The following is a 19,796-nucleotide window of genomic DNA, read 5'->3' on the forward strand; positions in this document are numbered from 1 at the left end:
CGCGAACGATAGGCGCACTCCCTGGGGCCGATCGGGTCGACCGGCGTGGCGGCGCTCAGCTCGCGTACATCACACCGGTCGCGAACGAGGTGTCGCAGACCGGGCGGGAGAAGGACTGGGCGCGGGCGGGGCCGTAGTGCTGCACGGCGGCGCGGCCGAGGGCCTTGGCGATGGACATGCAGTGCTTGGCGAGCGACGGGCGGTTCTCGACCTCGCGCTGGAGGTGGGTGAGAGCCGTTCCGGGGTCCTTCTCCTGAAGCTCTGCGAGGAGCCGGTCGCGCAGAATATCCTGCGGGGCACGGGACTTGGCGGGGACGGAGACGTCCTCGGAGGATGCGGTGAGCATCTGGGTCCCGGAGCTCTGGCCGGCCCACGGAACGGCGGACACCGCGAGCGTTCCGGAGAGCACCAGGACGACGGGCAGGACGAGTGCGAGAGAGCGGCCGATACGGCGGGCAGTGTGCGTCACGCAGGCGAGCGTAGCGGGCGGTGATGATATGGCGACATTTAGTCACTCTCGCGAGGGATGGTTCGAAGCGTCTTTTCGAATCCCGTGTTGACGCCGGGACGGAAGTGGCGCCCGAATTGCCCGTAGTGTCGGGGTATTTGTCGACATAGGCGCGACGCGCCGACGGTGTACGCGAACGGCCTCGCATCGGCAACCGATGCGAGGCCGTACGGCGGTGGCTTCCGGGTCAGCCGGAGAGGCGCTCGCCCGTCGAGGTGGAGAAGACGTGCAGCTCGTCGGCGCGCGGCACCACGTGCAGCACGGAGCCCTTCTGCGGCACGGCGCGGCCGCCGACGCGGACGACCAGGTCCTTGTCCTCGCCGCCGACGCGCGCGGAGCCGTAGACGTAACCGTCGGCGCCGAGCTCCTCGACGACGTTCACGGAGACGGCCAGGCCGGCGTCGCTGTCGGCGCCCGAGACGTCGAAGTGCTCGGGGCGGATGCCGACGGTCACCGTCGTGTCGCCCTTGGCGGACGCGGCGGACAGCGCCTCGCGGGAGACCGGCACGACGCTGTTGCCGAACCGCACGCCACCGTCGGTGATCGGGACCTCGACCAGGTTCATGGCCGGGGAGCCGATGAAGCCGGCGACGAAGAGGTTGGCGGGACGGTCGTACATGTTGCGCGGCGAGTCGACCTGCTGGAGCAGACCGTCCTTGAGCACGGCGACACGGTCGCCCATGGTCAGGGCCTCGACCTGGTCGTGGGTCACGTACACCGTCGTGATGCCGAGCCGCCGCTGCAGGCTCGCGATCTGCGTACGGGTGGAGACGCGGAGCTTGGCGTCGAGGTTCGACAGCGGCTCGTCCATGAGGAACACCTGCGGCTCACGCACGATGGCGCGGCCCATCGCGACACGCTGGCGCTGACCGCCGGAGAGCGCCTTGGGCTTGCGGTCCAGGTACGGCGTGAGGTCGAGGATCTTCGCGGCCTCTTCGACCTTGGCGCGGATCTCGCTCTTGTTGACGCCGGCGATCTTGAGCGCGAAGCCCATGTTGTCGGCGACCGTCATGTGCGGGTACAGCGCGTAGTTCTGGAACACCATCGCGATGTCCCGGTCCTTGGGCGGCAGGTGGGTGACGTCACGGTCACCGATGCGGATGGAGCCGCCGTTGACGTCCTCCAGGCCGGCGAGCATGCGCAGGGAGGTGGACTTGCCGCAGCCGGAGGGACCGACGAGGACGAGGAACTCGCCGTCGGCGATCTCGATCTCGAGCTGGTCGACGGCGGGCTTGTCGGAACCCGGGTAGAGCCGGGTCGCCTTGTCGAAAGTGACGGAGGCCATGGTGATGTGTCCCTTCACCGGCAGGAACGTGCCGGACGATCCGAGTGGAAGGAAGGATGGGTCTAGTCCACCGGAGTGAACCTCGGGTGACGCTACCTGGCGAGGGCTGATCTGTCAGTAGTCGAAGGCCAGTGATATTTCCGACCGGTGCGCGACGGTCGTTGGATACACTGCAGTCGCTGCCTCCTTAGCTCAGCTGGCCAGAGCACCGCTCTTGTAAAGCGGGGGTCGTCGGTTCGAACCCGACAGGGGGCTCAAGGCAAAGGGCCAGCGCAGGGGGACTTTTCCCCGGCGCTGGCCCTCTCGCATGATCACGGCCGTGCCACCTACGTGCCAGAAGGCGGGGGATTCCCGTCCTTCCGGGCCTGGCGGATCATCTCCCCGAGCTTCCCCGCGATGTGCTGATCACGGTCGCTCGTCATGTGCTGATAGATCAGTGCGGCCCGGGTCGTGCTGTGGCCCATCCGCGTCATCAGCTCCCGCGTGCTGGCCCCGGCGCTGGAGGCCAGGGTGTTCCCGGTGTGGCGGAGATCGTGGAAGTGCACGTCCCCAGAGACGCCGGCCTTCGTGCGGGCAGCGGTCCAGTCGTCCCGGAAGTTGCTCCGGCGGAGAAGCCCACCGCGGGGACCCTGGAACAGGTGGCCGTCCTGCCCGGCGCCGGCGAAGTGCTCCAGGTGGTGAGCGAGCTCGGGGACGAGCTCGGCCGGGAAGGCGACCGGCCGGACACCGGCAGCGGACTTCGGAGCCTTGTCGGCCAGCGTGCCGTTCTGCAGCTCGGACTGGGCACGTCGGACCAGGACCACGGAGCGGGTCAGATCAAGGTCCCGACGACGCAACGAAGCCAGCTCGCCGAAGCGGAGCGTGGTGAACGCGGCGAGGAGGACGAGCGCCCGATGGTGCGGTCGGATGGCGTCGGCCACGGCGTACACCTCGGCCACGGTGAGGACGGGACGCTCCGGGACGTCGTAGCGATCGGCGCCCTTGATCCGGCACGGGTTGCGACGGATCAGCTCGTCGTCCACCGCCGTGTTCAGGATCGCGCGGAGCAGTTGGTACGCCTTGACCACGGTCGGCTCTCCCACGCCGTCCTCCAGGAGGGCGGTCCGCCAGGCTCGTACGCGGGGTGTGGTGATGGCGGCGAGCGTCCCGGCGCCGAAAGTCGGCTTGATGTGCAGCCGGATGACGCTCTCGTTCCGTTCCCGGGTGCGGTCCTCCAGCTTGCGGTGCTTCAACCAGTCGTCCGCGTAGGGTCCGAAGGCGACTTTGCCCGCGTCGGGGGCCTGGTAGGTGCCCCGGATGATCTCCGCCTCGATTGTGGTCAGCCATATGAGGGCGTCGGTCTTCGTGTCGAAGGTGTGCGGTGCGGACTTGGTCTCGCCAGACAGCGGGTCGCGGTAGCGAGCCTGCCAGCGGCCGGACGCGAGCTGTCGCACAGTGCCGAACCGGCGGCGCTGGCCCTTGCGGTTCGCCATCAGGCCACCTTTCCGTAGCGACGCTCGACGGGCTGCACGGTGTGGGTCTCGATGTACGCCTCGATCGCGGGCTCCGGGATGCGGACGTGCCGGCCGACCTTGACGAAGGTGATGCGCCGTTCCTCGATCAGGCGTCGAGGAAACCGGACTGAGGTGCCGAGGAGTTCGGCGACCTGTTCGACGGTGAGCAGACGCGCGGACATGGTCACCACTCCTCTTCGGTGGACGCTTCGAGCTGGGCGCGGATCTCGCGGGCGTGTTCGCGGTTGTGCTGGATGTCGCGGCGGATGTTGGCGGCGAGCCAGGACTCGCCGGGGGTGGCGCCGTGTCCGGCGTAGCTCCAGTGGGCGACGACGAGGACGGTGGCTTCCGGGTGTTCGTCGGGGTCGGGAAGGCCCAGGGCGGTGCGCTGCTGGGCGGCGCGGTAGTCGGCGCGGACCTGGCGTAAGGCGCCGAGGGTGGTGGAGTAGCGGCGGGATTTGGTGGAGAAGTGGCCGCGGAAGCCGAGCATGTGGGCCCAGGCGCGGAGTCGTCGGTCCGGGTATGCCGGATCGAGGTCCATGCAGGCTTCCATGAGGCGCCGGGGGTGGTCGGGGACGCCCAGGAGGATCAGGGCTTCCTTGTTGCCCACCCGGTGGTCCACGGACCCGGTGGTCTCGGCTGCCTTGGTGGCGTACTTGGCGACGTAGGCGGCCACGGCCTGTTCGGTGAGGTCTTCGCCCTGGCCGAAGGCGCCGATGGGCTGGATATCGAGCTGACTCCCCCATGCCAACTCCACGTCCTGGTTCACGCCGTACTCAGGCGCGGCGGGCAGGGTGACCTGGACGCGGGCGGCGGCGGCCCGGATGGCGCCGGTGAGGAGTTCGAGGGTGGCCCAGGCCGGGGGCGGGGTGTGGGGGCCGTCTGGTCCGTCGAATCGGATGACGGCGTGGAAGTGGACGGCGCCGCGCTTCTGGTACTCGGCGACCTTGCCGAACGAGACGCGGGACTGTTCGCGGGCGGCTTTCTGTGTGAGGCCGGCGCGGGCTGCGATTTCGCGGCGGAGGTAGATCGTGAAGTAGCGCCACAGCTCTGAGGCGTGGTTGTTCCACAGCACCGCGCCCGCGTAGTCGTACGTCTCGGGATCGAGTGGAGTGCCGAGTTCGGGCGCGTCCTCCTGGTGCTGCTTCCCGCAGCGGCACGGCCGGGTGCCGGGCCGGTTGTGGACCGGGCCGAAGGACGGGGCGGTGAGGGTGACGAAGACGCGAGGGTGGTCGCGGATTGTGTCGGGGATGCCCTTGTCGGGGTTGCCGACAAGCCCGGCGCGGATCAGGTGGTACGTGTCTCCGGCGTAGGTCCAGGCGCAGGCGGGGCAGCGGGAGGCGCGGCGGTTGCCGCAGGCGACCCGCAGGACCCCGCCGGGTTCGGTGTCGGTTGAGTAGGTGTGGAGCACGGTCTTCGTGGCCGGGTCGAGGAGCTTGGTGCCGCCGGAGAGGCGGATGGGGGCGGCGCACCCTCCGGTGCGGCGGAGCTGTTCGGTGAGGCGGTCGAAGCCGGGGGACCCGGCCACCCGGAGCAGATCGCTCAGGGTGGCCGGGTCCAGGCCCGCCGCGGTGGCGGTGTCGGTCAACGTGGTCACTTCCCGTGCGCGGTGAGGGTGTCGAGAGCGGCGGCGGCTTCGGTCGCGGCAGCTGCGAGGGCACGCAGGGACTCGGCGGAGCCGGGAGAGGCGAGGAACGCGATTTCGATCGCTTCGCCCTCGACCCGGAGGCTGACGAAGGGGCGGGAGCTGTCGGCGAAGCGGGTGACACGGCAGCGGGTCTCCGGCGTCAGGTGTCCAGAGATGGAGAGATGGTTCATGCCGGTCACCGCCCGGCCGACGCGAGCGGGGCCGACGTGGTGCGGGTGCCGGTGCCCTTGCAGACCGGGCAGGTGGCCGGGAGGGTGCGGCGCCGGCCGTCCGGGGTGGTGGTGCCGGTGGTGATGTGGACGACGGGGAAGCCGTCGCAGTGGGAGCAGACGCGCGGGGTCGGGGCCTGGGGCATCATGGGTTTCCCTTTCGGGTCCGTTAGATCTGAAGTGGGTTGAGGCGCCCCGGGGCGGCGGAAGTTTGGCGACCGAGGCCGCTCCGGGGGCCGCTCAGTGTGTGTTGCGCCTGCCGTGGCCCTTGGCCGCGTACATCGACGCGTCAGCGGCCGAGAGGGCGTCGGTGAGGGTCGGGATCGGCAGGTCATCGGCAGAGCAGTGGCCGACCGAAGCCGAGACCCGCAGAACGTGGCCGTTGTGGGTGACCGGCTGATCCAGGGCGGACCAGAGGCCGAAGAGGTTGGCGGCGCCGAGATTGGTGATGATGGCCGCGAACTCGTCTCCGCCGAGGCGGGCGGCGATGCCGTGGTGTCCGCACCAGTTGCTCAGCCGTCGTGCGGTGGCGGTGAGGACCGCGTCCCCGGCGGCGTGGCCGTGGGTGTCGTTGATGGTCTTGAAGTTGTCCAGGTCGACCAGGAGCACGAGCGCTCCCGGGTGCCTGGCGATGAGACGTTCGGCGCGGGCGGTCCATCCGGCGCGGGTGTGAAGGCCGGTCAGCGGGTCTCGGCGGGCGGTGGCCAGGCGGCGCCAGAGCAGTCCGCCATGCAGGGCCCACCCGAGGGTCGGTAAGCCCGCGGCTGCAATCGTGTACGTGTCCATGAAGGTCAGCGGCCCTTCTGCATGTCGCGGACGAGCAACCGCAGCACGACCGCGATCAGGGCGACGGAGACGCCGGTGATGGCGACCGCGAGGAGCAGCGAGACCAGGACGGCTCCGACGACCAGGACCACCCCGCCACCGCCGGCGGCGAGGGCGATCGCGCTGCCGGGGGTGAGTTGGACCGTGGAGCGGGGCGTGGCGACCGGCACCGGGGCGGGGGTGTGGTCGTGGTGGCAGGCCGTCGACTCGACGGCGGTCGCGGGGGCGGTGGGCTGGAGGAGCGGGGTGGTGTTGCCGGTCGGGAGCGGGTTGACCGGGACGCGCGGTCGGAGCATGGCGGTTCTCCCTACTGGTTGATGGTGTTGTCGATGAGCGGGGCGACGAGACTGTCGGCGAGGAGGTAGCCGCCGAGGAGGATCACGACGACGAGCCACCAGGGCGGGCGGATGAGCTTGATACCGAGGGCGCCGACGACGATCAGGGCGAGCCAGAGCGGAACGTCCATGACGGGTCTCCCTTGTCAGCGGGGGTTGCAGCGGTGGGTGCGAGCGGCGAGTTCGGCAGCGGCGCGGGTGAAGTAGTCGGCGGAGAAGTCACAGCCGGGGGCGGAGCACACGGCGGTGTGCTTGCTACGGCCGCGGCCGTCGTGGTGGGTGCCGACGCGGACCGGGCCGAAGCGGGCGACGTTGTAGAAGCGGTTCGGACGCACGGGTCTCTCCTTTCGGATCAGGTGAGTTGGAAGGCGATCGAGTCCGCGAGAGCGGGCGGGATGCCGAGTCGGCTGCGCAGAGTCTCGGCATCGATCGGGGCGCCGGTCTGGGCATGGTGGGCGTCCGCGATCTTCCGGGCGTGGTCGAGCAGCGCGGGCGGAACCGGCACGGCGGGAGCAGAGGACGCGGGCTCCGGCAGAGCGGGCGGTCCCTCCTCGAATTCGGGAGTGGCCGGCGGCAGCTCGGGTGCTGGTTCCGGAGCGCGCTCCACGGTCAGCTCCGGCTCGGGTTCCTCTACGGGCTCGGGTTCCGGCTTTGGTGCTGGGGTGTGTGCGTGGGCGAGGAGCGTGCCGCCGAGGAACGCGAGCGCGGGCCATCCGGCGACGAGGATCCGCAGCCAGGGTGGGACGTTGTTCATGTCGAGCATTCCGGCGGTGGCGACGTTGGCGCCGAGCGATGCGACGAGGGCGATGGCGAACCAGAGCCAGGCATCGTGGTTGCCCCCGTCCGCGCGCATCCGGCGCCAGGCGGCGACCAGCAGCAGGTCGACACTGACCGGGTAGGCCCAGGCCTTCCAGCCGTCCTGTCCGGCAGCCTGCGCCAGGTCGTGCAGGTGGGAGAACGACAGAGCCCCGGCGATGACGGCCTGGATCAGCACGGCGTCGAAGCGGAGGGTACGGAACACGGTTCACCTCCTTTCAGGCATGGCAGGGGTAGGGACCTGGCGCGAGGAGGTCACGCCAACCCGTGAGAGTGGAGGGTCAGTCGGTTGCCGGGGCCGGCTTGAACAGCGGCATCGGCGGAATGGGCTTGCCCGCGACCAGCTGCACCGGCCGATAGGTCGCCAGGCGCGGAAGAGCCGGGGTCAGGTGCGCGAACCGGGCGCAGGTCGCCGCGGCGTCGGCCGCGCTCAACTCGGGGGTACGGATGCGGGACCAGCCGCCGGAGGAGTCGCCGGCCACCGCGACACCGGGCCGGTCGGGAGGGATCGTCGTCACGGCGACCACTGCGTCGGGGGCGATGTCGCCCAGGCCCATGTCTGCGGTCTGCTTGTCGTTGACCCGGTGGACGACACGGCCGGTGAGCTGAGCGCGGAGCGTGGTGGCGCCCTTGCCGAGATCGGATCCGAACCGCTGGCCGCAGACTTCCAGGAAGATGCCGGACGCGCGGGCCAGCTGCCCAAGGCGGATCATCTGCGTGACCATACGGTCCCGACGTTCCTCGTCCTTCTTCGCTGTGATGAGGAACAGCTCCGCGACCTCGTCCACCAGGAGCACGACCGGCACCGGCCGCACCTGCTCGGGCAGAGCCCACACATCGGCAACGCCGTACTTGCTGAGCAGGTCGAAGCGGTTTTCCATCTCCTCCACCAGCGCATCCAGGAGCCCTGACGCTTCCTCGGGCGTGGTCGCGAGAGCCGACAGCCGGGGTGCGTATCCGCGCTGCTCGACACCGCGCTTGCAGTCGATCCCGACCAGGGCGACCCGGAGCCGGGCGAGACCGGCGATCAGGTTGCGCTGGTACATGGACTTGCCCGACTGATTGGCGCCGAGCGTCAGCGCGTGAGGGACCTTCAGGTAGTCCCGGACGAACGCCGTGCCGTCCTGCCGGAGCGCGACCGGAACCGTCATCGGTCCGGAAGGAACACGGCGCGGCATCTTCACCCGCCGCAAGACGTCATAGCCAGTCATCCTCAGCTCGACGAACCCCGGCTTGGTCTCCACCACGTTGACCGAGTGCACACCCCAGGCGTGCCGCAGCCGCTCGGACGCCGCGACCACATCGGCGGGCTCAAGACCGGCCGGGAGACGCAGCGTGACCCGCATCCCGGTCGCAGAACCCCGAACCCGCCGGATCTTCGGCGGCACCGGCTGAACGTCGCTGCGACGGGCGACCGTGCGGACCATGAACGCCCGCAGACGCGACGGCTGCACCGTCAGCCCGCACACGTCCATCGTGGAGCGGTACGTCATCGCGAACCGCACCTGCGTCAACGGCAGTCCCACCAGCGACCAGAACACGCGCGGCGCGCGGACCTTTGCGTAGCCGAGGCCACCGGCAGCACCGGCCAGAGGGAGGCCAACCTCCCATAACGTCGACAGGTCGGTCATGCTCAGACCCCGGCCGTGAGCGCGACCGCGCGGAACGAGATGCCGTGCCGGGCCTGACCGTTGAAGTTGTTCTCCCAGTCCCGCGCCTTGAGCCCGATCACCGACACCGGCATGCCCGGCGTCAGCCCGTCGGGGAGACCGGTCTCGGGCACGGTGACCTGATAGAGGTTGCCCTCACCCTCGTCCGAGATCAGCAGGCCCACCGTGGACAGGGCAGCACCGGTCTCCCGGTCCATGGCGCGCTCACCGGTCTGCTTGCTCACGAGCTTCGGCGTGGGAGCGGTCGCGACGAACACCACGGCAGTCGAAAGGTCGATCTTGAAGGACGGCATGTTCACTCTCCCGGTAAGGGGGGCTTAACAGCCCGAGCGTTGAACCCCCACTGCGTTAAGGGGGGGTTACCACCCAAGATGCACGCGACTGGTGCGAGGTGTCAACCCCCCCTTAGCATGTTGGGTATGAACACAGTCCCCCGTCCGGTTCCGCGAGGTGCTCGCCGTGATTGACGAAGTGCGGCGCGTCGCCGCCATGCAAGATCACGCGCTCCGCGTGAAGGCCGCCGTGGACCTGATGGGGGAGCTCCAAGCCGCCGTTGTTGAGACCTCACGCATGCGCAAGGAGAGCATCGCTTGGCTCCGCGATCACGGGCACTCGATGGCGGACGTAGCGAAGCTGATGGGCGTCAGCCGCGCACGCGTGGCCCAGCTCCGAGACGCCGGCCCACCGCCGGAACGAGCGTTCCTCGGCACCCAGGATGTACAGGTACTCGTCCCCATGCGTCCGGGAGAGCGGGACTACGTGGCGCTCGAAGACAGCTCCACGGGCCAGAAGCTGCTGGTACTGGCCCATCAGCTCCAGCTCGAAGGGGACCTGGGCTACATCCCGACCTCAGGCGAGATCGACCTCAACCGCGATGACCTCATCGTCGTCTGCGGACCCAAGACCTCGCCCGTCACCGCCGAGGCTCTGGGCAACGACCCGAGGTTGGCATTCGAGACCCTGCCCGACGGGCGCTGGGCCCTGATCGAGCGGGAAAGCGGCACGGTTCACACCTCCCCGAGCGACAGCCCCGAAGCCCCGACGCCCACGGACATCGCCTATCTCGGCCGACTGCCCAGACCTGACGGGCAGGGCACGTTCCTCCTCATCGCGGGCGTTCACGCTGTGGGCTCGTTGGGCGTGGCCCACTTCCTCGCCGAGAACGTTGCCAGCCTTTACAAGGAGGCGGGTACCGCCCCGTTCTCCATGGTGGTCACCGCGGACTACGAGCCGGATACCAAGGCGATCACCGGAAGTCGAGCCCTGAGCGACGTACTGATCCACGAGACCGTCTAACGTGCGCGTACGCCAAGTCAGTTGCGCGCGACCCCATGGGGCCAACGAGGACTTTGTACTGTCCAGTCCCACTGTTGTGGTGGTGTTGGACGGCGCCGGCATGGCGCCCGGCATGGAGTCGGGATGCAGTCACGGAGTCGCCTGGTACGTGGAGCAGTTGGGCACCCGCCTCCACGCCGAGGCCGCCCGGCGGGAGTCTCCGCTCGCCGAGTGCCTGGCCGTGGCGATCGAATTTACGGCTGGTCTGCATCGAGACACCTGCGCAGTCGATGATCCGCTCTCGCCGTCGGCGACGGTGGCCATTGCTCGGGTGCGAGGTGATCTCTTCGAATGGCTAGTCCTCGGGGACTGCACGCTCCTGGTGAACAACAGCGGCATCGTTACGGCCACGACAGACGACCGTCTTGCCCTCGTGGCATCGCAAGCCCGCGAGGCTCTGGCAGCCACGACTCCTGGATCTGCGGCACAGAGAGCAGCCCATCAGGCCCTCGTCAGTGAGGAACGCGGTCTGCGCAACACACCCGGCGGGTACTGGGTGGCAGCGGCCGACCCGGCAGCAGCAAGCCAGGCTCTCACCGGCGTCGAGAGCGCATCCGATATCCAGGCAGCAGCGCTGCTGACCGACGGCGCGGCGCGACTCGTGACCACGTTCGACGCGACGGACTGGCGGGGCTGTCTGGATCAACTCACCCGCAACGGCCCCGACGACATGATCCGGCACGTCCGCGAAGCGGAGCGATCCGACCCCGACCTCAGCCGATGGCCCCGGAGCAAGCAGCACGACGACGCGACGATCGCGTACATCTGCCTATAGGGGAGCTGTTACAAGTTTCTCTACCTCATCAAGCACCCGGCTGCGCTCCGCTCCGCCGGGCGGGCTTCCCGGCTCCGCTCGGGGCGCCGCTCCTGCCTTCGGCCCGCTCCGCCCCCGCTGCGCCGACGCCCGCCCCTGCGAGTGGGATAGGCCCAAGGGCATGAGCCCGAGCCCCAACGGCCGCGGTTCCATCTGTCACCGACATGCCTCCGGCGGGGGCCTCAGGCTCCGGGATGGCGGGGGCACCGTACGCGGGTGCCGGCCGGTGGGGTGTGGCGGTGGAGGACTCCCATCCCGTCTGCCATCGACCCAGGACAAGCCGAGCAGACACGGCACCGGGCGTCCAGGTCGTTCGTACAGTGGCGCGCTCCACCTGGACGCCCGGCACCGCGCCCGCTCCACATGCGTGTGGGTCGACGGCAGACGGGATGGGAGTTGGGTGGGAGGTCTGGCTGTAGGTGGGCGTATGGTCCGGTCGCATTCCCAGGCAGCGAACCTGGCTATTGGACCAGGGAGAGGCGAGGACGGCCCTCACTCGCTGCTAGGTCGGAGCGCGCTGTGGATGTGCCCGGGTTGCCCTTACGTGCGGTAACGATCAGGCCGAAGACCCAACTGCTGAGCTCTTCTGGCGAGACATGCAGCTCGCTGGCAACGTGCTGGAGCGTCACACCCTTGGACTTCATGGCGGTAAACACCTTGTCGAGCAGTTGAGATCTCTCGCGGCCGGCCATGCCGGACGGTTCACTCTTTCGATAGCCCAGCTTGCCCAGCTCGATGCAGGTACGGCGGTAGTGCCAGTCCGACAGCATGCCGAGGTCATGCAGTCGATAGGTAAGTGCGAGAGCAGCGACCTTCCAGATCCTCTTGCCTTGGATGATCTGCTGGACCAAGGGAGCCTTCGGCATGTGCTCCAGGACGCTGCGGCGTGGCATGAGGAAGGCGCTGGCGAAAGCATTCGCTTCCTGCTCAGCCTGCGGGCCTGCCAAGGACCGGTCTTCTCCATGCAGAACTAGGTGCCCCAGCTCGTGCGCGGCGTCGAACCTGCCTCGCTCTGGTGTCTTCAAGGTGTTGAGGAAGACGAAGGGCGTGCCGTCGCGCCACATCGCAAAGGCATCGACGTCCGCGTACTCGGGTGGCAGAGAGAACACGCGCACGCCTCGAGCTTCGAGGAGATGCACCATGTTGCTGATCGGCGCTGTGCCTAGTCCCCAGCGAGCACGAAGCATCTCGGCCGCGGTTTCGGGGTCTGGCCTGCCCAGGGTTGGGATGTCGTGGGCAGGCAAGCGGAAACGATCTTCAATCCACCCGTGCAGCTCCAGTGCGAGACGGCTGGACCACAACGCGGCATCTCGCGGACCCGCTGCCAGCTTGCTGCGGGCGCGGAAGGACACGGCATCCAGGGGGATGGACTCCAAGTCCGGTTGGAAGAAGAACGACTCGGGGAAGTCGAGGGCGGCAGCAAGTCTCGCGAGGGTTTCAGGCGTGGGCTCAGTACGGCCTCGCTCATAGTTCGAGAGGCTCTGCACACTCACCTCGACGCGCGTTGAAAGCTCAGCGAGAGTAAGACCGCGTCGCTTCCGGGCAGTGGTGATGCGCGAGGATGTGATCATGGCTCCTCGTCATCCTAGGCACCGTTGGACCTTGCTGTTTTAGCGCTCTTCCACGGAAACTTCGAAGTCACCGGTGGTCTCGCCAGCGTAGTCGTTCACACTTTCGAACTCGACGGGGGGGAGCAGGATCCGGCGCTGGTACCGGTCGATCTTCCCTCCATAGCCCACTCTGTCCGGAAGTGACAGCTCGCTGCGAACGGTGACCACTCCCGTCTTTCGGGCCTCGTGTCGATGAGTCAACAGGTACCACGTGACCATCTGTGAGTACGCGTCGACATCCTCCTGTGTCATGTCTGGCGCGGCGAATTCAGGCTCCTCGAAGGGCAACTGCAGATCCTGGTTGCGGGCGACGGCGCGCTCCTTGGTCACGCCGGCCGGACGCTTGCTTCGCGGGTGAGGGAAGCCGGGGATGCCAGTCCGGGCATCTCCGAGTAGGACCCCGATTCCCACCGTCTTGTCTTGGTTGACGATGAGGGGCGCCTGGAGCGGGTTGTACGGTTCCCAGCCCAGTTCGGTTCGCAGGCTGTATCGGAGCTCCCGGACGCGGGTGAAGTAGTCCTGAGAGCCTGGAGCGTTCTTCGCGTCGTCCTTCGTCTTGCCGGTCCGTCGCGCTTGTTCGCTCATTCGGAGGGTTTGCTCGATGTACTTCCATCGAAGGCCCAGGTCGGCGAGCTGGCTCTCGTATCCGCCCGACTCCTCGATCGGCGCCGAGAGGAAGTTGTCGATCATGAAACCCCCAAGCTCTTATAGTTATCCCCCCTCGGATGAGGGAGGATTTTTACAAGAGTAGCGCCTGACGCTGACACACAGTGCGCTTACAGCAACGGAGTTGACGGGCAAGGTGATCGCGGTGTGCCCGTCCTGCTCGTTGAGCGCCCATCGTGCGGAATAGGTGACAGGGCGGGAAGGCGGGACCGTGCCACATCTGTGCCAGATCGCGCGGGGAGCTGCGGGGAAAGGGAGATGCCAGCGGGACCTGGACTCCGGATCACCTCCTCACACGTCTGCGCAGGTCAGGTGCAGGTCGACCTTCCCTCTCTTGTAAAGCGGGGGTCGTCGGTTCGAACCCGACAGGGGGCTCCACGGAACTCGTGTCCCGGACCGCCCAGGTCCGGGACACTCGTGCGTCACCCGGCGGTCAGCGGCCCGAGAGGCGGTCGGCCAGGGTGGCGATGCGGTCCGTCGTCGCCGTGTGGGTCGTCGCCTCGCGGCGGTCGGCCGTGCGATAGGCCGCGTACATCGCCTGGACGCCGAGCCAGCGCAGCGGTTCCGGCTCCCACTTGCGGACCTTGTGGTCGACCCAGGGGAGTGTCGTCAGTTCGGTGGGGCCCGACTGGCCCGAGTCCTGCTGGATCAGGTCGCGGAGGGTGCGGGCCGCGAGGTTCGTCGTGGCGACGCCCGAGCCGACGTAGCCGCCGGCCCAGCCGAGGCCCGTGGAGCGGTCCAGGGTGACGGTGGCGCACCAGTCGCGGGGGACGCCGAGGACGCCGGACCAGGCGTGGGCGATGCCGAGGCCGGCGAGGGACGGGAAGAAGCGGATGAGGATCTCGCGGAGGGCTTCGACGGTCTGCGGCTGGGTGCGGCCGTCGTTGTCGGTCCTGGAGCCGTAGCGGTAGGGGACGCCCCGGCCGCCGAGGGCGATGCGGCCGTCCGCGGTGCGCTGGGCGTACATGTAGGCGTGGGCCATGTCGCCGAGGGTTTCGAGGCCGTTCCAGCCGATGGTGTCCCACTGGGCGTCGGTGAGGGGCTCGGTGGCGATCATGGAGGAGTTCATGGGGAGCCAGGTGCGGCGCTGGCCGGCGAGGGAGGCCGTGAAGCCTTCGGTGCAGCGCAGGACGTAGGGCGCGCGGACGGTGCCGTACGGGGTGATCGCGTGCTTGGGCTTGATCTCCGTGACGGGGGTGGACTCGTGGACGGTGACGCCGAGGGCTTCGACGGCCGCGGCGAGGCCCTGGACGAGCTTGACGGGGTGGAGGCGGGCGCCGTGCGGGGTCCAGGTGGAGCCGACGGCGCCGGCGACGCGGATGCGGCCGGCGGTCTCGCGGGCTCCGTAGATTTCGCGGTCCTTCTCGCCGAAGGCGAGTTCGACGGCGTGGAAGTCCTTGAGGCGGGAGAGCTGGGCGGGGGTGTGGGCGACTTCGAGGACGCCGCCGCGGTGGATGTCGGCGTCGATGTTCTCGGTCCGGCAGACGTCGATGACCTCGTCGACGGTGGCGTTCATGGCCTGTTGGAGGCGGACGGCGGCCTCGTGGCCGTGGAGTGCGGCGTAGCGGTCGCGGCCGGCGATGCCGTTGTAGAGCCAGCCGCCGTTGCGTCCCGAGGCGCCGTAGCCGCAGAACTTGGCTTCGAGGACGGTGATGTTGAGGAAGGGGACGGCCTTCTTGAGGTAGTAGGCGGTCCAGAGGCCGGTGTAGCCGCCGCCGACGATGCAGACGTCGGCGGTGGTGTCTCCGGGCAGCGGTTCGCGGGGGGCCGGGGCGCCTTCCTGCGCGTACCAGAACGAGATGCCGCCGTTGACCGTGCTGCTCATGGTGTCCTCTGTCCCTGTGGGGCCTCTGGGGTGCGTGGGCCGGAGGTTACTGGATGGGCGCGGGGCGTGGGCCTGCGGATTTCGTTGGATCTCGGCGCCGGGTGGTGCCGATACTCGGTCCGTGATCCATATTCCGGAGGAACTGTCCGCTTCCCAGATCCGGTTCAACGGGGAGGCCGGTCGTGCGTTCGTCGCGGCGCTGCCTGGCCGCGCGGAGCTCTTTCTCGATCGATGGGGGCTGCGGGTGACGGGGCCTTCGATGTACGGGGCCGCGTCGCTGGTGCTGCCGGTGGTCCGGGCCGACGGGAGCGCCGCCGCGCTGAAGCTGCAGCTGCTGGACAAGGAGAGCGAGGGCGAGGCGACGGCGTTGCGGGTGTGGGGCGGCCGGGGTGCGGTGCGGCTGCTGGCGGAGGATCCGGCGACGGGCACGCTGCTGCTGGAGCGCTTGGACGAGTCGAGGCATCTGTCGGCGCTGGGCGCGGATCCCGCGGGTGCGTGGGAGGCTGTGGGGATCCTGGCGGAGCTGCTGGCGCGTCTGGTGGCCGTTCCGGCGCCGCCGGGGCTCCGGGGGCTCGGGGAGATCGCGGCCGGGATGCTGGCGGAGGTGCCGGGGGCGGTCGCGCGGCTGGGTGCGGAGGACGCACGGCTGGTGCGGGACTGCGCGGCGGCGCTGCGGGAGGTCGCGGGGGAGCCGGGGGACCGGTTGCTGCACTGGGATCTGCACTACGACAACGTGCTGGCGGCGGGGCGTGAGCCGTGGCTGGCGATCGATCCGAAGCCGCTGGCCGGTGATCCGGGGTTCGATCTGTTTCCGGCGCTGACGAATCTGTTCGATCCGGATCCTGCGGTGACGTGCCGGCGTTTCGATCTGCTGACGGAGGTCGTCGGGCTGGACCGGGAGCGGGCGCGGGCCTGGACGCTGGGGCGGGTGCTGCAGAACGCCCTGTGGGACGTGGCGGACGGGGAGGGGGCGCTGGACGCGGACCAGGTGTCCATCGCCCGGACGCTGCTTTCTCGTGCGCGGTGATCCGGTGCAGGCTGGGAGCATGATTCGTGCCGCCACTCCCGCCGATGTCCCCGTGCTCCACGCGATGGTCCGTGAGCTGGCCGACTACGAGAAGGCGTTGCACGAGGTGCGGGCGACGCCGGAGCAGTTGCGCGAGGCGTTGTTCGGGGAGCGCCCGGCGGTGTTCGCGCACATCGCGGAGACGGACGAGGGCGAGGTCGTGGGCTTCAGCCTGTGGTTCCTGAGTTTCTCGACGTGGCGTGGGGTGCACGGGATCCATCTGGAGGATCTGTACGTCCGGCCGGGGGTGCGGGGCGGCGGCTACGGCAAGGCACTGCTGCGGGAGTTGGCGCGGACGTGCGTGGAGCGGGGTTACGAGCGCCTGGAGTGGTCGGTGCTGCGGTGGAACGCTCCGTCGATCGCGTTCTACGAGTCGCTGGGCGCGCGGCCTCAGGAGGAGTGGGAGGTCTACCGGCTGACCGACGGGGCGTTGGCGGCGTTCGGCTCGGAGGGGTAGGCGCAACGGCGGGCGCGGTGGCGGATGGGGGCGGCCGGGCGCGCCGCGGCCGCCGGGTTCGGGGCGCGCGGGCATCGGCGCCGCCGGGTTCGTTCCGTGGGCCGGTGCCGGTGCCGGTGCCGGTGCCGTTGCCGTTGCCGTTCCGGGCGGGTCGCCTACGGGACGAGGACGACCTTGCCGACGGTGCCCCGGTTCTCCAGGGCACGGTGGGCGGCGGCGGCTTCGGCCAGGGGGAAGCGGTGGACGGCGGGGCGGAGGCGGCCGGCGGCCGCTTCGGCGAGGGAGGCGAGTTCGAGGGCGCGGATGTCGCCGCCGGCCTTCTGGATCATGACGGGGCCGAGGACGCCCTCCGAGGTGATGCCGCGGGCGGCGAGTTCCTCCTCGGTGAAGCCGAGGGGTTCGCCGTCGTGGATGCCCTGGCCCGACCAGCCGAAGACGAGGTGCTGTCCGCCCTTGCCGAGGAGGTCGACGGCGGCGCGGCCGGTGTCGCCTCCGACGGAGTCGAAGACGACGGTGGCGTCCTTGCCGAGGGTGTCGAGGTGGGCGCGGACCTGTGCGGACCAGTCGGGCCGGGTGTAGTCGACGGCGAGGTCGGCGCCGTTCTCCCGGACGCGGGCGACCTTCTCGGGTCCGCCGGCGAGGCCGATGACGGTGGCCCCGGCGTTCTTCGCGTACTGGACGAGGAGGGTGCCGATGCCGCCCGCGGCGGCGGGGACGACGGCGACGGATTCGGGGCCGAGGGTGGTGAACTGGAGGATGCCGAGGGTCGTGCGGCCGGTGCCGACCATGGCGACGGCCTCCGCCTCGCCGAGGGTGTCGGGCAGGGCGTGGAGCCGGGTGGCGTCGACGACGGCGAGTTCGGCGTAGCCGCCGGGGGCGAGGCCGAGGTGGGCGACGACGCGTCGGCCGAGCCAGCTCGGGTCGGTGCCTTCGCCGAGGGCGTCGACGGTGCCGGCGACCTCGCGGCCCGGGATGGTGGGGAGTTCGGCGGGGGCGGGGAAGGGGCCGGTCATGCCCTCGCGCAGGGCGGTGTCGAGGAGGTGGACACCGGCCGCGGCGACCGCGATCCGGACCTGGCCGGGGCCGGGTACGGGATCGGCGGTCTCCTCGTGGACGAGGTTCTCGGCGGGGCCGAAGGCGTGGAGGCGGATGGCGTGCATGGCGGGCTCCCCTGTTCCGGTGGTGCTGTGGTCCGTCGGTGAGCCCAGCTTTCAATCTCAAGCGCGCTTGAGGTCAAGGCGGTGGGCGCGCAGGGCCAGGGACACCGCTTCGACGGCGCTGGTGAAGGAGACCTCGGACAGCACGCCGGGTGCGGCGACCTGGTCGCCGACGAGGTAGACCCCGTCGCCGCGGTCGATCGCGGGGCGGTCGCGCCAGGTGGTGCCGGGGCGGTCGACGGCTCCGGTACGGCCGGTGCTGACGGCCTCGCGGCGCCAGAGGGTGCGCTCGCGCCAGCGGGGGAAGGCGAGGTCGAGGAGGCGTTCGGCGTGGGCGACGCCGTCGGCCTTGGACTGGCCGGGGGCGATGGGGAGTTGGGCTTGGAGGAGCTGTTGGCCGGCCGGGGCGAGGGAGGGGTCCTGGGCGGTGAAGCGCTCGATCCAGCCGGGGGCGTCCAGGTCGGAGACGACGAAGGGATCGCCGGCGCGGGTGCGCAGGGCGAGGTCGAACAGGACGGTGCGGCCGCTGTCCCAGGTCAGGCCGGGGTCGCCGAGGAGGCGGGCGGCCGCGGGCAGGGAGGTGGCGACGACGACGGGGCCGTCGGCGAGCGGCAGCGTGTCCACGCGGGAGGAGGTCTTGATGCGTACGCCGAGGTCCCAGGCGCGTGCGGCCATCCGGTCCACGAGCTGGCCCCAGCCGCCGCGGAGGTAGTGGGCCTCGGGCGGCAGGGCGGCGGCGCGGTGCAGGCGCTCCTGGACGAAGCGGGCGGAGAGCGAGCCGGGGTCGTGGTGGAAGAGGGCGACGGCGCTGAAGGCGGCGGCGGTGCGGGCGGCGGTGGGGCCGGCGACGCGGGTGGCCCAGGTGAGGAAGTCGGTGCCGACGGGAGCCTGGTCGGCCGTACAAAGGGTGTGACGCAGGAAGCCGAGCGGCGGGGTGCGGCGCAGGGCCCCGGCGCGGTGGAAGCGGAAGCGGGCCGCTTCGCGGAGGGGCAGTGGCGCGAGCGGGCCGAGGAGGTCGCGCTGCTTCAGCCAGGTCCAGTGCGGTCCGCCGCGGTAGAGGGCGTGCGGCCCCTCGTTGGTGCGGTACGGGCCCTCGGCGGTGCGGGCCCGGCCGCCGAGGGTGTGGTGGGCCTCGTGGAGGGTGACCCTGGACCCTGCCTCGGCCGCGGTGATTGCCGCCGTGAGTCCGGCGAACCCGCCTCCGACGACGGTGATGTGCTTCATGTGCCGCTCCCTGGTGTCGGTCTCACACGGGGGACGGTGGCGGTGGCCCGGTTCGTGACATCGGGGCGCTGTCGGTGGCGCACCTCACAATGAGGGCATGGTGGCGAGGAAGAAGAAGGTGGCGGTCGTGCGGCGGCCGGAGGTGCGGCTGCCGCCGCTGACGGCGTACGAGGGCGCGTTGGAGCCGGACGGGGACTACGACGGGCTGGAGTTCGCCGGGCTCGACCTGTCGGAGCAGGACGGGCCGGGGGCGCGGTTCCTGGACTGCGCGGTGCGCGAGTGCGCCGTGGACGGGACGCGGCTCACCGGCGCGCGGGTGCTGGATTCGGTGCTCACCGGGATCCGCGGGGTGGGAACGGATCTGGTGGGGGCGTCGCTGCGTGACGTCGAGATCGTCGACGCGCGGCTCGGTGGGGCGCAGCTGCACGGGGCGGTGCTGGAGCGGGTGCTGGTGCGGGGCGGGAAGATCGACTACCTGAACCTGCGGGCGGCGAAGCTGAAGGACGTCGTCTTCGAGGGGTGCGTGCTGAGCGAGCCGGACTTCGGCGGCGCGTCGCTGGAGCGGGTGGAGTTCCGCGACTGCGTCCTGACGGGGGTGGACCTCGGCGCGGCCCGGCTGAAGGACGTGGATCTGCGGACGGTGCAGCGGCTGGAGATCGCGCGCGGGGTGGACTCGCTGGCGGGCGCGGTGATCAGTACGGCTCAGCTGCTGGACCTGGCGCCGGTGTTCGCGGCGCAGCTGGGGGTGCGGGTGGAGGACTGACCGGGTGACCGGTGCGGGGCCGGTGTCCGAGTCGCCGCCTGCCGCCCGGTCCGAGCGGACCGGACGAACGCGGCGACCCCTGATCCTTCC

Annotated in this window: 24 protein-coding genes and 2 tRNA genes; 7 read left to right on the forward strand and 19 right to left on the reverse strand. The window is 70.1% G+C overall.

The genetic code is table 11. The annotated features are described in order from the left end of the window. Window positions 1-55 precede the first annotated feature (55 nt). Window positions 56-469, reverse strand: coding sequence for a hypothetical protein (locus tag ACGFZF_RS34290; RefSeq protein ID WP_147978565.1), 414 nt, complete (start codon window positions 467-469; stop codon window positions 56-58). Between the two features lie 226 nt (window positions 470-695). After that, a complete protein-coding gene (locus tag ACGFZF_RS34295; RefSeq protein ID WP_356778644.1) occupies window positions 696-1,793 on the reverse strand; it encodes a sn-glycerol-3-phosphate ABC transporter ATP-binding protein UgpC in 1,098 nt (365 codons plus the stop codon). 181 nt (window positions 1,794-1,974) lie between these two features. Between ACGFZF_RS34295 and ACGFZF_RS34300 the strand changes: the two genes are divergently transcribed. Further along, window positions 1,975-2,048: transfer RNA gene (locus tag ACGFZF_RS34300), tRNA-Thr, on the forward strand. Between the two features lie 71 nt (window positions 2,049-2,119). On the opposite strand, the gene ACGFZF_RS34305 is transcribed toward ACGFZF_RS34300, so the two are convergent. The 12 genes from ACGFZF_RS34305 to ACGFZF_RS34360 form a co-directional block, all read right to left on the reverse strand. Beyond that, window positions 2,120-3,265, reverse strand: a complete 1,146-nt coding sequence (locus tag ACGFZF_RS34305) for a tyrosine-type recombinase/integrase (RefSeq protein WP_393560728.1) — start codon at window positions 3,263-3,265, stop codon at window positions 2,120-2,122. Beyond that, the gene (locus ACGFZF_RS34310) at window positions 3,265-3,468 is read right to left on the reverse strand and encodes a helix-turn-helix domain-containing protein (RefSeq protein ID WP_393560730.1); all 204 of its coding nucleotides are present in this window, start codon (window positions 3,466-3,468) and stop codon (window positions 3,265-3,267) included. Before ACGFZF_RS34310 ends, ACGFZF_RS34305 begins: the two co-directional genes overlap by 1 nt. Before the next feature lie 2 nt (window positions 3,469-3,470). Beyond that, entirely contained in the window at window positions 3,471-4,874 is a 1,404-nt protein-coding gene (repSA, locus tag ACGFZF_RS34315) for a replication initiator protein RepSA (protein WP_393560732.1), read from the reverse strand. 5 nt (window positions 4,875-4,879) lie between these two features. After that, complete coding sequence (locus ACGFZF_RS34320; RefSeq protein WP_393560734.1) at window positions 4,880-5,104, reverse strand: hypothetical protein; 225 nt, start codon at window positions 5,102-5,104, stop codon at window positions 4,880-4,882. Between the two features lie 5 nt (window positions 5,105-5,109). Beyond that, window positions 5,110-5,292, reverse strand: coding sequence for a hypothetical protein (locus ACGFZF_RS34325; protein WP_393560736.1), 183 nt, complete (start codon window positions 5,290-5,292; stop codon window positions 5,110-5,112). A 91-nt stretch (window positions 5,293-5,383) separates the two neighbouring features. Next, on the reverse strand, window positions 5,384-5,929 hold the full coding sequence (locus ACGFZF_RS34330) for a GGDEF domain-containing protein (protein WP_393560738.1): 546 nt from the start codon (window positions 5,927-5,929) through the stop codon (window positions 5,384-5,386). 5 nt (window positions 5,930-5,934) lie between these two features. Then, the gene (locus ACGFZF_RS34335) at window positions 5,935-6,264 is read right to left on the reverse strand and encodes a SpdD-like protein (RefSeq protein ID WP_393560740.1); all 330 of its coding nucleotides are present in this window, start codon (window positions 6,262-6,264) and stop codon (window positions 5,935-5,937) included. A gap of 11 nt (window positions 6,265-6,275) precedes the next feature. Further along, window positions 6,276-6,434 (reverse strand): hypothetical protein, encoded by a 159-nt coding sequence (locus tag ACGFZF_RS34340; RefSeq protein WP_393560742.1) that lies wholly within the window; start codon window positions 6,432-6,434, stop codon window positions 6,276-6,278. Between the two features lie 15 nt (window positions 6,435-6,449). Continuing rightward, on the reverse strand, window positions 6,450-6,638 hold the full coding sequence (locus tag ACGFZF_RS34345; RefSeq protein ID WP_393560744.1) for a mobile element transfer protein: 189 nt from the start codon (window positions 6,636-6,638) through the stop codon (window positions 6,450-6,452). A gap of 17 nt (window positions 6,639-6,655) precedes the next feature. Further along, window positions 6,656-7,324 carry a DUF2637 domain-containing protein gene (locus ACGFZF_RS34350; protein WP_393560746.1) on the reverse strand — a complete coding sequence of 223 codons (669 nt, stop codon included), beginning with the start codon at window positions 7,322-7,324 and terminating at the stop codon, window positions 6,656-6,658. A gap of 76 nt (window positions 7,325-7,400) precedes the next feature. After that, window positions 7,401-8,750: an FtsK/SpoIIIE domain-containing protein gene (locus ACGFZF_RS34355; protein WP_393560748.1), complete on the reverse strand. Its 1,350-nt coding sequence runs from the start codon at window positions 8,748-8,750 to the stop codon at window positions 7,401-7,403. Window positions 8,751-8,752: 2 nt separating this feature from the next. Continuing rightward, a complete protein-coding gene (locus ACGFZF_RS34360; RefSeq protein ID WP_393560750.1) occupies window positions 8,753-9,082 on the reverse strand; it encodes a hypothetical protein in 330 nt (109 codons plus the stop codon). Window positions 9,083-9,248: 166 nt separating this feature from the next. Here ACGFZF_RS34360 and ACGFZF_RS34365 point away from each other — a divergent pair, with 166 nt between their 5' ends. Beyond that, window positions 9,249-10,085 carry a sigma-70 family RNA polymerase sigma factor gene (locus ACGFZF_RS34365; RefSeq protein ID WP_393560752.1) on the forward strand — a complete coding sequence of 279 codons (837 nt, stop codon included), beginning with the start codon at window positions 9,249-9,251 and terminating at the stop codon, window positions 10,083-10,085. Window position 10,086: 1 nt separating this feature from the next. Continuing rightward, entirely contained in the window at window positions 10,087-10,899 is an 813-nt protein-coding gene (locus ACGFZF_RS34370) for a protein phosphatase 2C domain-containing protein (protein WP_393560754.1), read from the forward strand. Window positions 10,900-11,399: 500 nt separating this feature from the next. Here the strand turns inward: ACGFZF_RS34370 and ACGFZF_RS34375 are convergent, their stop codons facing one another. Continuing rightward, window positions 11,400-12,509 (reverse strand): helix-turn-helix domain-containing protein, encoded by a 1,110-nt coding sequence (locus ACGFZF_RS34375; RefSeq protein ID WP_393560756.1) that lies wholly within the window; start codon window positions 12,507-12,509, stop codon window positions 11,400-11,402. Between the two features lie 39 nt (window positions 12,510-12,548). Continuing rightward, window positions 12,549-13,238, reverse strand: a complete 690-nt coding sequence (locus ACGFZF_RS34380; protein WP_393560758.1) for a hypothetical protein — start codon at window positions 13,236-13,238, stop codon at window positions 12,549-12,551. A 281-nt stretch (window positions 13,239-13,519) separates the two neighbouring features. Between ACGFZF_RS34380 and ACGFZF_RS34385 the strand changes: the two genes are divergently transcribed. Continuing rightward, window positions 13,520-13,592, forward strand: a tRNA-Thr gene (locus tag ACGFZF_RS34385). A 55-nt stretch (window positions 13,593-13,647) separates the two neighbouring features. Here the strand turns inward: ACGFZF_RS34385 and ACGFZF_RS34390 are convergent. Continuing rightward, a complete protein-coding gene (locus ACGFZF_RS34390; RefSeq protein WP_393560760.1) occupies window positions 13,648-15,039 on the reverse strand; it encodes an NAD(P)/FAD-dependent oxidoreductase in 1,392 nt (463 codons plus the stop codon). An 88-nt stretch (window positions 15,040-15,127) separates the two neighbouring features. Here ACGFZF_RS34390 and ACGFZF_RS34395 point away from each other — a divergent pair, with 88 nt between their 5' ends. Further along, window positions 15,128-16,066, forward strand: coding sequence for an aminoglycoside phosphotransferase family protein (locus ACGFZF_RS34395; RefSeq protein WP_393560820.1), 939 nt, complete (start codon window positions 15,128-15,130; stop codon window positions 16,064-16,066). A gap of 19 nt (window positions 16,067-16,085) precedes the next feature. Next, window positions 16,086-16,562 (forward strand): GNAT family N-acetyltransferase, encoded by a 477-nt coding sequence (locus ACGFZF_RS34400; protein WP_393560762.1) that lies wholly within the window; start codon window positions 16,086-16,088, stop codon window positions 16,560-16,562. A 155-nt stretch (window positions 16,563-16,717) separates the two neighbouring features. Here ACGFZF_RS34400 and ACGFZF_RS34405 read toward each other — a convergent pair whose 3' ends face one another. Then, window positions 16,718-17,722 (reverse strand): zinc-binding dehydrogenase, encoded by a 1,005-nt coding sequence (locus ACGFZF_RS34405; protein ID WP_393560764.1) that lies wholly within the window; start codon window positions 17,720-17,722, stop codon window positions 16,718-16,720. 57 nt (window positions 17,723-17,779) lie between these two features. Continuing rightward, window positions 17,780-18,943: an NAD(P)-binding protein gene (locus ACGFZF_RS34410; RefSeq protein WP_393560766.1), complete on the reverse strand. Its 1,164-nt coding sequence runs from the start codon at window positions 18,941-18,943 to the stop codon at window positions 17,780-17,782. Window positions 18,944-19,040: 97 nt separating this feature from the next. On the opposite strand from ACGFZF_RS34410, the gene ACGFZF_RS34415 reads away from it, so the two are divergent. Then, window positions 19,041-19,706: a pentapeptide repeat-containing protein gene (locus tag ACGFZF_RS34415; RefSeq protein ID WP_393560768.1), complete on the forward strand. Its 666-nt coding sequence runs from the start codon at window positions 19,041-19,043 to the stop codon at window positions 19,704-19,706. The last annotated feature ends 90 nt before the right edge of the window (window positions 19,707-19,796 follow it).

It is taken from the genome of Streptomyces sp. NPDC048338 (assembly GCF_043201055.1).
In the GTDB taxonomy this organism is placed as follows: Bacteria; Actinomycetota; Actinomycetes; order Streptomycetales; family Streptomycetaceae; genus Streptomyces.